At 68.1% G+C, this 15,621-nt stretch carries 8 protein-coding genes; all 8 read right to left on the bottom strand.

Annotation, left to right across the window (positions count from 1 at the left end; all coding sequences use genetic code 11):
• Nucleotide 1: 1 nt before the first annotated feature.
• Nucleotides 2-4,165, bottom strand: a complete 4,164-nt coding sequence (locus BMX85_RS14850) for a YCF48-related protein (protein WP_090319316.1) — start codon at nucleotides 4,163-4,165, stop codon at nucleotides 2-4.
• A 172-nt stretch (nucleotides 4,166-4,337) separates the two neighbouring features.
• A complete protein-coding gene (locus BMX85_RS14855) occupies nucleotides 4,338-5,636 on the bottom strand; it encodes a peptide MFS transporter (RefSeq protein ID WP_090319320.1) in 1,299 nt (432 codons plus the stop codon).
• 39 nt (nucleotides 5,637-5,675) lie between these two features.
• On the bottom strand, nucleotides 5,676-6,809 hold the full coding sequence (locus BMX85_RS14860; RefSeq protein WP_090319323.1) for an NAD(P)/FAD-dependent oxidoreductase: 1,134 nt from the start codon (nucleotides 6,807-6,809) through the stop codon (nucleotides 5,676-5,678).
• Between the two features lie 209 nt (nucleotides 6,810-7,018).
• Complete coding sequence (locus BMX85_RS14865; RefSeq protein ID WP_090319326.1) at nucleotides 7,019-7,711, bottom strand: helix-turn-helix domain-containing protein; 693 nt, start codon at nucleotides 7,709-7,711, stop codon at nucleotides 7,019-7,021.
• A gap of 77 nt (nucleotides 7,712-7,788) precedes the next feature.
• On the bottom strand, nucleotides 7,789-9,276 hold the full coding sequence (locus tag BMX85_RS14870) for a M81 family metallopeptidase (protein WP_090319329.1): 1,488 nt from the start codon (nucleotides 9,274-9,276) through the stop codon (nucleotides 7,789-7,791).
• Between the two features lie 28 nt (nucleotides 9,277-9,304).
• Nucleotides 9,305-11,290 carry a serine hydrolase domain-containing protein gene (locus BMX85_RS14875; protein WP_090319332.1) on the bottom strand — a complete coding sequence of 662 codons (1,986 nt, stop codon included), beginning with the start codon at nucleotides 11,288-11,290 and terminating at the stop codon, nucleotides 9,305-9,307.
• 20 nt (nucleotides 11,291-11,310) lie between these two features.
• Nucleotides 11,311-13,275, bottom strand: coding sequence for a serine hydrolase domain-containing protein (locus BMX85_RS14880; protein ID WP_090319335.1), 1,965 nt, complete (start codon nucleotides 13,273-13,275; stop codon nucleotides 11,311-11,313).
• Entirely contained in the window at nucleotides 13,275-15,551 is a 2,277-nt protein-coding gene (locus tag BMX85_RS14885; protein ID WP_090319338.1) for a TonB-dependent receptor, read from the bottom strand. Before BMX85_RS14885 ends, BMX85_RS14880 begins: the two co-directional genes overlap by 1 nt.
• Between the last annotated feature and the right edge of the window lie 70 nt (nucleotides 15,552-15,621).

Genomic DNA, 15,621 nt, shown 5'->3' on the forward strand with positions numbered 1-15,621 from the left:
ACTAGGCGAACGGCAGGGACGAGCTTGAGCCCCCCGCACTGGCGGAGGCCGGCCGGGCGACCGGGCCGGCCTCCGAGGCAGACCCGGAGGGAAAATCCTCCGGGAGCTCGGACGGCAGGTCGGCATCCACGTGCGCACGGGTCGCGCTCAAGCTCGCGTCGACCCCCGCCGGCGGCAGTTTGATGCCCGCCAGCAGGCGTTCAAACGCCTGTGCCTCATCGTCCGATACCGGCCACCACGGCTGGCCTGTGACCAGCGGGTGCTCCCGCATGGCTTTTCTTAGCGGATCGTCCTCGCCCAAATAGGACGCACGCTCCAATTTGCCCCGCCAGTCCCAACCATACGCCTCATGCGCGGCGCCGATGGCGATCAGCCGCGTTTCTTCGATGATGATGTGGGTGCGCGGCGGCGGCGCCGCCGCGCCTGGGGTCGAGATGCCAAGGCGAATGCCAAGCCGCTGCACTTTTTCGTGCGACTCGCGCCGCCAACGTTCGCCGATCGTTTCTTCCGGCGCGCTGCCTTGCTGCAGCATGGCGAAATACCGCAGGCGGTTGCCCCAGCGCTTGATGGCGCGCGGCGTGTTGCGATGCTGCGCCGCCACCTCGGTCCAGACCTTCAAACCCTTCTTGAAGTCATCCGAGTCCCGCACTTCAATGGCTTGTTCCCGTAGCCGCAACAGGCCGTGCATCAACAGGATCAGCGACATGACCGCGAGCAGCGCCAGCGGCAAACCATAGACGAACTCGACAGGATTGACCTGGCCACTTTGGAATTTTTTGGCCTGCACCGGCGAGGCCTGCGCCGCGGGGACCTGGGCGGGCGCCGACGGCGACGCCGTTTTCGATGGCGCCGCCGACGGCGACGCGGCGGCCGGCGGCGTGGCCGCCGCCGGCGTCACCTCGGACGCCGGCATGCGCACCGTGGCGCCGATCAGGATGCCGAGGCAGATTGCGGCCGCCGCCAGGCAGAGTGGCCAGGCGGCGGCGAAGCCTTGCACGATTTGGCGCCAGCCGTCGTCGTCGCCTGCCGCGCGTCCGCTGAACAAGGTATCGGCACCGATTTCACCGCGTGTCGGCACCATGATTTCCAGATTGATGAGTTTTTCAAGATAGTCGTGCGCGTAGGCGCGCCGGCGCCGCCTCGCCGCTTCTTCCGGTAAGGGCTGCGGCCCGTCGAGCGTGGTCGCGGTCTCCGCCGCCAGTTCGTTGGCGATCTTCTCGAACGCCATGCCCAGCGCCGCCGCTACCCTGGAGGTGGCCATGCCGAATACCACGAAACACTTGCCCGAGGCCGTGAGGAAATTCACGGTTTCCAGCACTTCCAGGATGTTCTCGGGCCGGCACCGGTCAAGGTCGTCGACGACGATGGTCATGCGGTAAGGTAAGGCGTCGGCCACTTCTTCGAACTGCTGGGCGAACGCCGCGCGGAAATTGTTTTGCGCGGTTGCCTGCCTCAGACTGATGTGCTCGGACACGCCCTTGACCATGACCGCCGGATCGACGCCGAACGCTTTCATGCCCTTGTAGAGCGCCGCCACCGCCGCGCACAGGGCCAGCAGTTGCGCCAGCGGCGCCAGCTGCTGCACGCCAAGGCCGCTGGCGGCGGCCGTTGTGGAGCCGTCGAGCAGTTTCGGCAGCGCGGCCAGCCGAGTCAACAGATCGAGCAATTCGCCCACCGAATGCCGGAATGGAAACGCGCATGCGCTCGACACCAGCACCAGCAATATGAAACTCAATAGAAAATGCTGTTTCGAGCGTATCCACAGCAGCTTGAGGCGGAATATCCATCCGGCCGGCTTGAGCGACGACGGCGCCGCCTCGGCGCGTATCGCCCCGAGCAACGCGCTAAAGAGCTGTTCGTCCTTTTGGTGGTGCCAGGCGTTGAACCAGATCGGACGCTGGCCGTAGCGTTTGAGGTCGGCGCACAGCAGACGCATCAGTGAACTTTTGCCGGTGCCCCAATCGCCGGTGATGGCCAAGGTCAGCGGCGGCGAGGTTTTCTTGTTGCGCAGGAAGCGCGACAGGCCGCGCGCCAGCGGGCCGAACTCGAGCCGGTCGTCCTCGAAGGCGGCGATGGCGTCGTCGTCGACAAACATCCCGGCCGCCGACTTGTCGCCGGCGAGCGAGCGGCGCCGGCGCAATGCGAAGCGCAACATGACGATCGCCGGCAGCAGCGCGACCCAATACCACAGGGCGGGAAGCCGCCGGTAGCCGGCCCAGCCCTCGCGCCAGTTGGCGCCGCCATCAGTGGTGGCGTACAGGGTGCCGTTGCGCATGGCCCAGCCGCGCAGGCCGTCCTCCAGGAATGTCGCCGCCGTCGACGGGGAGTCCGGCCCCTCCCCCTCCGGCAGCCCGGCCGACCACCAGTCGCGGCCGCCATCGCCGCTCAGGTAGATGATGCTGCTCCCGAAACGGTTGCTGATGGTCCACCATCCGCGTGCGCCGTCGGCGCTAAAACGGGGCAAGGCGGGATACCCGGCACCGATACCCGCGCCGACATCGTGCCGATTCGGCGCATCGAGCCGGCCGCCGTCGAGAACAATGCCGCGCGGGCTACGAAATTCGTTTGCCGGCACCGCATGCCATGTCTCGCCAAGGTTTTCGGACCGGAAGCGTTGAGTCAAGGCGGCCGCCCACAACAGCTCTTTTTGACCTTCCCACAGTGCAAGGTCATACACGGTCTCGCCGAGTCCTTCCGACGACCTGCGCCAAGCCGTCCCGCCATCGCTGGTGAGCAGCATGGGGCCGTCCTGGCCGAGGGCCACGCCATGCAAACCATCCTTCGCCACGACGATCTTGATCAGGTGGGTGCGCTCCTGGACCGGCGCCCGCGTCCAACGCTGGCCGCCGTCGACGGTTTGCTGGATGCTGCCGTTGTCCCCCACGGCCCAGCCCCGCAGACCGTCCCGATGCACCGCGACGGCATTCAGGGCGTCCGCTCCCGCGCTGGTCTGGGCCGCCCACGTCGCCCCGCCGTCGGCAGTGGCGATGATCGTGCCGCCGCTGCCGACCGCCCAGCCGCGCCGACCGTCGGCAGCGAACGCCGGCGACGAGATGCGCCCGAGCGCGTTGCGTGTCTGTGCCTGCCAACCGACACCGCCGTCATTGGAATGGACGATACCCGCCGACCCGGCGATCCAGAGACGGGCACCATCGCCTTGTGCGGCCAACGCATAGATCCTGGAATGGCCCGTGATTGCGGTGTGCGTCCAAGTCTGTCCCCCATCCCGGGTCGCCGACAGCCGGCCGGCCTGGGTCGTGGCCCAACCATGTTTGCCGTCCTCGAGCCTTTCAATATCAGAAAAGACCAGGTCCGGTTGGCGGTCCACGCGCCGCCAATCGCGGCCACCATCGGTGGCCCAAAACAGGTCGCCCGCTTCGTTGACAATCCAGCCGCGCTTGCCGTCGCGCAGGAAACGCACCTTGACGAAGGGGGATCGGGTATCGATGTCCATGCCAGAGACGCGCCGCCAGGTGGCGCCGCTGTTATCGGTGGTAAGCAACGTGCCTCGATCGCCGACGACCCACGCCTTTTCGCCGTCGTCGCTCCAGAAAGCCGATTTCAGCGCATCGTCCCGGCCGGGCCGCCATGAGGTGCTCCAGGTCGGCGAACGCCAATGCTCGCCGCCATCGTCGCTACTGGCAAAAGCGCCATCGAGACCCACGACCACGCCATGGCGGCCGGCCGGATCGAAGGCGATCGAAGTCCACCGCTTGCCCTCCAGCGCAGCCGCCGAGACCGTCGTCCAACGCCGGCCTCCGTCCGTGGTCCGCCGCAGCCCGGCCCCACCCACCGCCCAGCCGAGCCGCCCGTCCGCACTGAAGGCCAGCGCGTCGACCTGCGTCAGCGCGCTGGCGATCGGCGACCAATCGGCGCCACCGTTGTCGGTGCCGACCAGGTCGCCGGCCGTGGAGAGGCCCCATCCGCGGCGGCCATCGCGCAGGAACATGATGAAACGCATCGCGCCGGTATCGGGCAACCGCAGAAAAGCATTGCGTTCCAATGGCGTCCAAAACGATGTTGGCTTGAACCAATTGATGCCGATGGGCGGGGGAAGTTGACGCATCGCGACCCACGTCGTCGCGGCCAGCCAGACCAGGATGAGCAGGAACCAGGCATTGAGCTTGTGTCTGGGCTTTCGCGCCGGTGATGGGGGGGTTGCCATGTGCCTGCCTCGGAAAATGGAAAACCGCAGGCTGGCAGCAGCGGAGCGAGGAGGACGCGCGAGCCAGAAAATGCTGTTTTAACAACATTAGCATGGGCAGTGACAAAAAACAAGGGATACCCGCCAGCGCTGCGACCGGACGCGCCGGCAGGCATCGCGCCAGCCTTTGCGCTCACGCCCGCTGGTCGACGGGCGGCGTCGTTGCCGACAACGCCACCGCGCCAGATCGGTGCGCGCGGTGGATCGCGTACAGCACCAAACCCGCTATGGTACAAATGCCCGCCATCAGCATGAAGAAGCCTTGCGGCGTGACCCGCTCCCACAGGGCGCCGGCAAAGCCGGACAGCAGGTTGCCGGTGAACGAACAAAAGAACCAGGCGGCGATGGTGGTGGCGGCGAAGCGCTTGGGCGCCAGGCTGGCGAACAGCCCGAGCCCGACCGGCAGGATGTACAGCTCGGCCAGCGTGAAGATGCCGAAGAACGCGACCAGCCACAGCCAGCTGATGGCGTAGCCGCCGGCGCCGCTGACGACGATCAACGCCGCCAGCAGGGCATAGGCGGCGCCGACGCCGATGGCGCCCATGCTCATGCGTTCAAGCGCCGGCGTCGCCCTGCCCCGGGCGGCGCGACTCGTCCACACGCGCACCAATATCGGACTGAGCAGGAAAACGAACATCGGATTGAGCGATTGGAACCAGGTGACCGGGATCGTCATCCCGAACGCCTGGCGTTCCACCGCCGCGTCGGCCCAGACGGCGAAGGTGTTGCCGGTCTGTTCGTAGGCGACACGGAACAACATGACCGCCAGCGCGACGGCGACCAGCATGCGGACGCTGCCGCCGCCGTCGCCGGCCGCCACCGGCTCGTGCCGCTCGACCGCCCTGGAGACCTCGGCGGGCAGATGCTTGCCGCCCAGAATGTAAATCGCCAAGCCCAGGCACATGCCGATGCCGGCCGCACCGAAACCGTAATGCCAGCCGTACACCTCGCCGAGCGTGCCGCAAATCAACGGCGCAAGCAAGCCGCCGAGGTTGACGCCCACATAGTAGACATTGAACGCGGCGCCGGCGCGCGGATCACCCTTGGGGTACAGCAGCGGCACCTGGCTGGGCAGATTGGGCAGGAACAGCCCGTTGCCGATGGCGATGACGACCATCGCCGGGAAAAACAAGGCTTCGAACGCCATCATGAAATGGCCGACGGCCATCAGCGCGCCGCCCGCGATGACCGCCCGTTTGCGGCCCAGCCAGCGGTCTGCGATCAGGCCGCCGAAGATCGGCGTCAGGTAGACGCCGGCCGCGTAGGCGCCGAACACGATCGAGGAGAACGCCTGCGTGTAATGCAGCTCCTTGGTCATGTAATAGATTTGCAGCGCGCGCATGCCGAAGAACGAGAACTTTTCCCACATCTCGGTCAGGAACAGTATCGTCAGGCCCTTGGGCTGGCCGAACCAGGTGTCGTTGTCACGCATGATCGTCGTCCGCAGGCGGGACGGGCATGGCAGCGCGCGTCAACATGGGAAGCGCGCCGGACTGATACGGGCCGGGTCGAAGCCGGGCAAGGCCGGCAAGGCGCCGGCGCCCTCGCCCAATAACTCCGATGCGTAATAGCGGCCCGCGCCCGGCGCCGACTGGATGCCGTAGCCGCCCTGCCCCGCCGCCCAGAAGAAGTCGGGGACTTTGGGGTCGTATCCGCCGACCAGTTCGCCGTCGGCGACGAAGCTGCGCAGCCCGGCCCACACATGCGCCGGACGGCGGATGCGCAAGGTCGTCATGCGCTCGATGTTGTCGATGGCGATGGCGATGTCCAGTTCCTCGGCCTGGACGTCGTGCGGCGCGACCGGGTCGGCGTTGCACGGCGAGCCCAGCAGCATGCCGGCGTCGGGCTTGATGTAGAACGATTCCTGCACATCCAGAAACAGCGGCCAGTGCGACGAGGCGATGCCCTCGGGCGGCGCGAACAGGAAGGCGGAGCGGCGCTTGGGCACCAGGCCGACCGGGGCGGCGCCGGCCATCCGCGCGACGTCGTCGGCCCATGCGCCGGCGGCGTTGACGACCACCGGCGCCTGGTAGACGCTGCGCGCGGTGGTGACCGTCCACTGGCCGCCGGAGCGGCTCAGGCCGGTGACGGCGGCATCGTAAACGGTGCGTCCGCCATGCTGGCGCGTGCCGCGCAGGAAGCCTTGCAACAGCGCGTCGACATCGATGTCGGAGGCATCTTGTTCCAGCACGCCGCCGATGACGTGGTCCGGACGCAGCACCGGCAGGAATTCCATCGCCTCGCGCGCGTCCAGGCGCCGCGCCGCCGACGAGGTGGCGCGCACCGAGGCCTCGTGGGCGTCGAGCTCGGCCTCCTGGCCGGGGCCGGCGAACACGAAGGCGCCCCGTGGCGTCAGCAGCGGATGCTCGCAAAAGCCGGCCGGCGGATTCCTGAAGAAGTCGATGCCGGCGCGGGTCAGCGCCCGCACCTGGTCGGGCCCGTAGCTTTCCATGAACAGCGCCGCCGAGCGTCCCGTGCTGTGATAGCCCGGCTGCGTTTCGGCCTCCAGCACGATCACGCGCGCCTGGCGCGACAGCCAGTAGGCGACCGAGGCGCCGCCGATGCCGGCGCCGATCACGATGAAGTCCGCGTTTTCCTGACTCATACGACTCCTATATTTTCAAAATAAGAAAATTATTCTATATACGAAAGATAGGCGAGTACGGGGAACCGCGCAAGCGCTTTTTTGAATTTGCGCACGGACGTTGCGAATTGGGCGGCACGACCCGGCCCGCCCTGCGGAAAACGGAGTGGAATCGGAATTTCGGAATTGGAGAATCGGAGCGGGCGCGCGGCGCCCGTTCCCGTACCGCGTTACTTCTTCGCTTTTTTGACGACCGGCGTCTGGGCCGGCGGCGCTTCCATCAGCGCGGTGTACATGGCTTCCTGGTTCGGCTCGTCGGAGGTGCAGACCGACAGCACGCGGCAGCATCCTTCGCCCACGGCGATATAGGCGTGCGCCATGCCGCTGTCGAAATAAATCGAATCGCCCGTCTCGAGCCGCGCCGGCGCGTACAGGTCGGTGTACAGGTCGACCGTGCCTTCGAGCACCATGGCGAACTCCTCGCCGGGATGGCTGATCATCTCGCCGAACTCGGCCAGCGAGCGGGTATGGATCTCGGCGATGATGGGCACGGCGCGCTTGTTGAGCAGGTCCGCCGCCGGGTACAGGTGCGAGTAATTGGGCGTATTGATGGCGTAGCCGGTGCCGCGACGGTTGATGCTGCGGCGCCCGCTGGCGGCGGGCGCGGCCGGCTTGCCGACCGCCGCCGCGCCGCTGAACAGCTGCGAAATGTCGACCTCGAGCGCGTTGCAGATGCGCAGCAACTTGTCATAGCTGAGCGACATCTTGTTGTTCTCGATCTTGGAAATCGTCGACATCGGCATGCCGCTGCGGGCGCCCGCCTCGATCAGGGTCATCCCGCGTTCCTTGCGGATGCGCCGGAGCGATTCGCCCAGATCGCCGTCCCGTTCCGTGCCGTGCGTGCTCGCGCGTTTAGTGGCCATGCGTATTCCCTGTAAGAGCGCTTATTATAGACGCCCTTGCCCGGATTGAAAACTCGGTGCGCCGCTTTTCCAGGATGCTAAATTCCTGCCGCCCCATGCGGGTTCGCCACCCGGGGCCAATGGTCGAGCGGGAACAACTTATATGGAATGGCGGCGAAGTCGAAATCCATCGCGCCGGGCGTGCTGACGTAGTACACGCGGCGCGCCAGCGGGGCGAAATCGGCGTAAAAATGCTGCGTCGATTTGACCACGACGAAGGCCTTATCGGCCAGGTCGATACCGATGCCGGTAAAGGCATCGGTGCCGTAGGTCTGCGTGCGGATCGACGACAGCAGCAGGTGCACGCCGTTGGCCGCCTCGACCCAGACGCAGTCGCCCAGCCGCTCGCGCGCGCCCAGCGCGCCCTGGCTGTGGTTGGCGGCGACGGCGCGCACCGTCACGCGCAGGTCGACCGGCAGGCCGGACGCCGGCCCGCATTTGCCGCCGACGCGCAAGTCGAGTTGCGCGCCGACGCCGGCGCTCCTGCAAATATGCACCGCGCCCAGGTCCCAGATGGCGCCGAGGGCGACATTGGCGATGCCGCGTTCGATCAGCCGGCGCAAGATGAACGTGCTGTCGCCGGCCGCGCCGCCGCCCGGGTTGTCCGAGATATCGGCCAGCACCACCGGGCCTGCCGCCGGCGCATGATCGCGCGCGCCGTCGAGCGCATGGTCGAGCGCTTCATCGACACCGACCACCTCCGGCCCGCTGCGCTCGCGCAACGACCAGAAATCGCGTCCGAGCCGCCCGGCCACCGCGCGCGCCAGGTCCAGATCGTTGTCGGTCACCACCCACAGCTTGGCGCCCGCCTCCGGCACGTCGCCCCACGGAAAACTGTGGCCGAGCGACACCGACAGCACGCCGGGTTCGCGCTCCGTCTCGGCCATGCGCGCGACGAAGCCGCGCATCGGCTCGCGCGTGGTGTGCCACAGGCCCATCATCTTGCAGTCGAAGACGGCGGTGACGGGGCGCACGCGCCGCGCCGCCGTGTCCACCAGCAGCCGGTACAACTCGCGGCCGCGCTCCTCGGTGTCGGTGTGCGGATACTCCTTGAAAGCGATGACGACGTCGGCCGCGGCGTGCAGCTGGCGCGTGAAGTGGCAATGCAGGTCGAGCTCGACACCGACGGCCACGTCCGGGCCGACGACCTCGCGGATGCGCGCCGCCAGGTCGCCCTCGCAATTGTCGTAACCCTCGGCAACCATGGCGCCGTGCAGCAGCAGTTGCACGGCGTCGACCGGCAGCGCCGCGCGCAGGTCGGCCAGGATCTCGTCGCGCAAAGCCTCGTACACGTGGCGCACCGTGCGCCCGCCCGGCTGGGCCAGCGTACACAGGCTTTCGACGACCTCGCCGCCATCGGCCTCGATCAGCCCGCGCAGGAAGCGCAGGAACGATCCCGTGCCCTCGGGATCGCGACGGCTGGCGTCGCCGTGGAAGATGCCGATGCCCTCGAAGTCGCCGAGGCCCGTCGGCGCGGCGGCGAAGGTATTGGTCTCGGTGGCGAAATGGGCGATAAAGAATTTCATGTGCTGCTCCGGTGCCTGTCGCTTGGGTTTAATAATTGAGGTTCCACGTCATCAACTGCCCGACAACGCCGATCCACACCACGCCCAGCAAGGCCAGCGCCACCAGCACGGCCCACACGCGCGTCAGTCGGGTGGCGCCGGCGCGCGGCAGGCGCCACGCTACCCATACGCCGACAACCGCAGCGGCCACGGCCAGCAGGCCGCTCACCTCGAGCAGGCCCACCACCCAGTCGATCGCCGTGCGGTAGACGCCAACATCGGTGCTGAGCAAAGGCATGATCAGCAAGAACCACGCGCCCAGATACAGCAAAGCCACGACGACTGCGCCGCGCTGCAGCGCGCGCAGCCGCCGCAGTTCGGGCGTGGCGCCGCTGGTGGCGCGGTCGGCGCGGCGCAACAGAGCGCCCAGCGGCCATGCCACCAGCGCACACAACAGCATCGCTACCGAAAACACCAGCACGCCGAGGTTGAGCGCCGCCGACCGGGTCGCCGGTCCCTGCTGCAGCACCGACACCGGATTTTCGCTGTCGATGACGGTCTTGACGCCATCGACTTCGGTGAGCATCAGCGTCTGCTGGCCGCCAACCTTGCACCAGCGCTGAGGACCGGTTTCACGGTAGGTGGCCGTGCCGCCGGTCGCCTCGGGCGCCGTGATGGTGCCGTCGGGGTTGGCCGTGATGGTGCTCTGTTGCAGCAGATAGAGCAGGCTCAGGAAGCCGTGTTCCACGCGGCGCGAACTTTGGTAACTTCCCGCGATGCGCTGCGCGTCGGCCACGGCCGATTTCAGCGCGGGTTCCACGGCTGCGGGCGCGGCGGGGAAGTAGCGGTCCATGAAGCCGTCGAACAGCTCCTTGCGCGCGCCGTAGACGGCGTCGTCCTTGCCACGGCTGTTGAAGGTGAAGAAGATGCCGACGCCCTCCCCCGGCAGCAGGTTCATCTCGGTGTGGTAGACGATGGTGTCGCCGCCGTGGCCGATGACCTCGCGGCCGTTCTGCGTACCCCGGAAGAAGCCATGCGCCATCACGCCGAAACCGGGCGGCGCCGATTCGCTGGGGCTGTGCATGCGGGCCGTCGTGGCGGCGTCGAGGATGCGGGCGCCGTCGACCGCGCCCTGGCCCAGGTGGGCCAGCATGAAGCGCGACATGTCGGCGGCGGTGGTGGACACCGAGCCGGCCGGCGCCGTGATCACCAGTTCGAATTCGGACGGCGGTTCGCCGGCGGTGCGGTAGCCCTTCGACAGCCGGCCCGGGAAACCCTTGGGCAGCGGCTGGACGAAGGTCGAATGCAGCATGCCCAGCGGGCGGAAGATATGGCGCTCGACATAGGTCTCGAATGGCTCGCCGGAGACGCGCTGGACAATGTAACCGGCCAGCGCGACGCCGTAGTTCGAATACGCCGGCACGGCGCCCGGCGCGAACAGCATCGGGCGCGGATGCTCTTTCAAATAGCGCTCGGTGCTCTGCGCCTGCGCCGGATCGAAGCCGAGCAAGTCCTTGATGCCCTCCTCGAAGCCGGCGCGGTGGTTCATCAGGTGGCGCATCGTCACCGGCTTGCCGAAGCGCTCGTCGATTTTGAAGTCCAGGTAATCGTTGACGCTGCGGTCGAGGTCGATCTTGCCCTGTCGCACCAGCTGCATGACGGCCGTCCAGGTGAACAGCTTGGACGTCGAGCCGGGCCGCACCAGCGAGGTGGCCGGGTCCATCGGCACGGCGGCGGCGACGTCGGCCAGGCCGTAACCCTTCTCCAACAGCACCTTGCCGTCCTTGACGACACTGATGACCAGGCCGGCGATCTCGCCGCTCTTGAGCGCGTACGGCACCCTGCCGTCAAGCCAGGCCGACAAGTCGGTCGCGTCGAGCGCCCGACCGGTGGCGGCGCCCGTCCCGCTGCCGCCGGGCGCGGACGCCGCCGGCGGCATTGGCGGCACTTGCGGATCGATGGCCGGGGTTTGTGCCGCCGCGCCCAGCGCCAGGCAGAGCATGGCGGCGGCGGGGAAAATGCTGCGTAGTTTCATCGGTTGGTCCTTCGCGCGGATCAGTAGTGTGGGTTAAAGCTGAGCAAATGGTGATACCAGCCGATCGCCACCAGCACGGCGAACGACAGCACCCACAGCAGGGCCAACGCCTTCGCCGCGTTGCCGCCGCCGGCGAAGGCGACGCGGGCATGCCACAGCGCCGCCAGCAGGCCGCCGACGAAAGCCACGAAGGTGCAGGCCTGCGCCAGGGTCAGCAGCAAGCTGGGGTCGAGTTCCTCGGTCATGGCGACGGTGACCGTCCACAAGCCAATACTGACGAACACCAGCCAGCTGGCGATCCGCACCCAGAGCACCGTACGCGACGGCGGCGGCGCGCCGTGACGGCGCCGCTGCAGCGCGGCGACCGGCCACACCAGGGCCGTCAGTGCGGCAACGCCGAGCGCGCCCAGCAGCAGCACCAACGCGGTGGTGCCGGCCATGAACGGCACCGGTTCGAACACGAAGGCGAACGCGTATGGCTCCAGCCCCCAGCGCACCACCTTGCCATCCTTGACGGTGGCCTGCAGGCGCCCCTTGCCGTGCTCCTCCTGCCACAGGAACGGGCGCACCTCGCGGAAGACGCCGCGGCTGCCGCCGATCTGGATCGCCACGCGGCCCTGCTCGATGGCCTCCACCTTCAACGGACTGAGCAACTGCAGCAGCGACAGGAAGGTCGAGTCCTCGCGGCGGGTGGTGCGGTAGGCGCCGGCCAGCATGGCGGCGTGCGCTTCGGCCGTGGCCAGGTCGACGCCGGGCCCGGCCGGCGGGCGCGTGTCGGGCAGGTAGCGGTCGGCGAACTCGCGGTACAGGTGCTCGCGCAGCCACTTGCCCTGGTCGTGGCGGCCGGGCGAGTTGACCGACACGTACAGGCCGACGCCGTCGTCCGGCAGCAGGATCAGGTCGGAGTGGAACATATTGGTGTCGCCGCCGTGGCCCACGGCGCGGTGGCCGTTCATGTCCTGCTGGTAAAAGCCCAGGCCGATGCCGTTGAGGTCCGGCATGGCGCGCGTGATCTTGGTCTGCATCAGGGCGACCGTCTCCGCGCGCAGGATGCGCTTGCCGTCGAGCTCGCCTTGGCCGAGGTAGGCCAGCATGAAGCGCGCCATGTCGGAACCGGTCGCCGCCAGGCTGCCGGCCGGCGGCATGTTGACGACCTCGTATCCCTTGGCAGCGTCGTCGGCGCTCGGGTAGCCGCGCGACATCATGTCTTGCAGCGCCGCCGGCAACGGCTGGCGGAACGTCGCGTGGCGCATCCCGAGCGGCGCGAAGATCTGCTGTTCGATGTAGTCGTCGAACGGCTTGCCGGAAACGCGCTGGACGATGTAGCCGGCCAGCGACGTGGCCCAGTTCGAATAGCCGGCGGTGGTACCCGGGTCGTAGATGTAGGGCGGGATGTATTCCTTGAGCACCTTGCCGGTGTCGGGCGTCGGCGCGTCGTAGACGATCAGCGCGCGGCCGGCCTCCTCCAGGCCGGTGGTGTGGGTCATCACGTGGCGCAGCGTCAGCGCCTTGCCGTTGCGCGAGGGCACCTTGAAGTCGAGGTAGCGGTTGAGGTCGACGTCGAGGTCGAGCTTGCCCTGCTCCACCAATTGCATCACCGCCGTCCACGTGAACAGCTTGGAGATCGAGCCGGGCCGGAACAAGGTCGCGGCGGGGTCGACCGGCACCGATTTGTCGCGGTCGGCGTAGCCGTAGCCTTTTTGCAGCAACGGCTTGCCGTCCTTGACCAGCACCACCACCGCGCCGGGCACGCCGGCGATGCGCAAGGCGGTCGGCATCATGCCGTCGAGCCACGCTTCAACCTCGGCCGGCGTCATCGCCCGCGCCGCGGGGGACGCCGGCATGGGCGTCGCCGGCGCGGGCGCGGGCGCGGCAGGCGCCACCGCCGCCGCTGGCGTGGTGGGCGGCGTTTGCGCCAGCGCCGTCACGCAACCGGCGGCCAGGGCCAGCGCGGCCAGCCATTTCTCCATCGACAGGCGCGCCATCAGAAGGCCCTCGACAGGTTCATGCCGAACGTGCGCGGCTGCACCGGGATGGCGCGCAGCGGTCCGCCGAACGACGTCAGCGCGGTGTCGGCGCCGCTGAGGGCGCGCTTGTCGGCGACGTTGCGGACATAGGCGGCCAGCTCCCAACCGTCGAGATCGATGCCCGCTTGCAGGTCGACCAGCGTGTAGCCGGCCATGCGGAAATTCGGAATCGACGTGGTCGGTGAGTCGAAGCCGGCGTTGCGCGAGCCGACCTGGCGCACCGTCATCCCGGCGTAGGCCGGCTTGCCGGCCGGCGCGAAGCTGTAGCGCCCGCCGAGCATCGTCGACAGCCTGGCCGAATTGGGCAGCCGCTCGCCCGAGGCGCCCAGCGCCGGCGCGTCCTCCTTGAGCTGGGCGTCGGTGTAGGCCAGGCTGCCGTCGATGCTGAAGCGCTCGTTGAGCTGGTAGCGCAGCGCCAGTTCCAACCCGCGCGATTCGGCCTTGCCGGCGTTGCCGGTGAGCGTGGTGGCGCCAACGGCGATCGGCTGCTGCAGCTTGTTCCAGCGGATGTCGAACAGCGCCAACTCGACCGACAGGCGCTTGTCGAGCAGATCGGCCTTGTAGCCGAGCTCGTAACTCCACAAGGTGTCGGCGGCGAACGACGACGGCGCCCCCGGCACCACGTTGCCGTTCTGGTCGATGGCGGGCGGATTCGGCCCGCCCGGCCGGTAGCCGCTGGCGGCGCGCGCGTACACGCTGCTGACCTTGTCGAGCGAATAGCGCGCGGTGGCCAGATAGGTTTTGGAGCTGTCCTTGCCGGGCGACTCGAAGTCCTTGACGCCGTTGGTGACGGTGCCGTAGACCTGGCGGTTGCGGGCCGCGCGCGCGCCGACGGTGACCGACCAGGCCGGCGTCGGATTCCACGTCAGGTCGCCGTAGACGGCGTTTTCGATGAAGTTCGACGGCTGGCCCGACGTCACCAGCGTCGACTCGGAACCGTCCTCCGCTTGCGCCCACAGCCGTTGCTCGCGGTTGCCGGTTTCCTTGTTGTGGTAGTAGCCGAGCAGCCATTCCAGCGGGCCGCGCGCCGACGTCAGCCGCACTTCGGCGGTGCGCTTGCGCAGCTTGATGGCGTTGTCGAGCGCGCCGAAGTTCAGGCCCTCGCCGCCCAGGATCTCGGTGGCGTCGAGCGCGGTGGCGCCCTTGAAGCGCTGGCTCGATCCGATCACGTTGAGCCTGGCCCAGCCGAGGTCGTACTCGATGTCGCCGGAGAACAGGCCGGTCTTGATCGTGTAGGGTTCCGGCCGGTAAAGCCGGTGCGTCAGGTCGCCGTACAGCGGCTGGCCGGTGGCGACGTCGTACTGGACCAGGTTGGTGCCGTTGCGTTCTATGTTTTGCTTGGTGGCGGTCAGGCGCACGCGCAGCGCGCGGCTCGGGTCGAATTGCAGCGAGGCGCGCGCGCCGCGCGTGGTGCCGTCGTTGACGTGCTCGCCCGTGACGCGGCCGGTGGCGCGCACGTAGCCGCCGTCGCGCTGGTTGAAGGCGGCCACGCGCAGCGCCGCCACGCCTTCGCTGAGCGGAATGTTGAGCACGGCGTTCTCCGTGTGGCCGAGTCCGCCGCCCTTGCTCTCGCGCAGCGCCAGGCCGGCCTTGCCGGAAAAGCCTGTGGCGTCCGGCTCGTTGGTCACATACTTGAGCAGGCCGCCCATGGCGCCGGCGCCGTACAAGGTGCCCTGCGGACCGCGCAGCAATTCGACATGGTGCAGGTCGAGCAACGACAGGTCCAGCGCGGACACCGCCTCGCCGACGAAACTGGTGCTCGAACCGAAGGCCACCTCGTCGACATAGACGCCCACCGTCGGCGCGCCCATGCTGCCGACCGACACGCCACGGATGTTGACCTGCCCGCGCCCGGGACCGCCGTCACTGGCGACGTACACGCCCGGCAGCGAGCCGACGTAATCGGTCAACGAGGCCGCGCCGGAACGCTCCAGCGTCTCGGCGCCGAGCGTTTCGACGCGCAGCGGCACGTCGCGCACCGGCTCGCGGCGGCGTGTCGCGCTGACGGTGACGACATCCATCCTGGCGCCGGTGGCAGCGGCGGCGGCTGTCGGGGCGGGCTCGGCGGCCGCACCGACCTGGGTCTGGGCCAACGCTTGCGCGCAACCCAGCGTGAAGACCGAGGCCAGCGCCAGGGAAAGCGCGCGCCGGCGCGGCGGATCGCCAACCGGGGCATTCCTTTGCGCAACGTCGTGTAGGGTGGACTTCGACAGCTTCGATACGCTTGGGTACATGATGCACTCCTGGAGATGGGACCGCGGGCAATCCGTTTTCCAAATATTACATTATTTTCCATAAATTGAA

Origin of the sequence: Duganella sp. CF517 (genome assembly GCF_900110275.1) — a bacterium.
Lineage (GTDB): Bacteria > Pseudomonadota > Gammaproteobacteria > Burkholderiales > Burkholderiaceae_D > Rugamonas.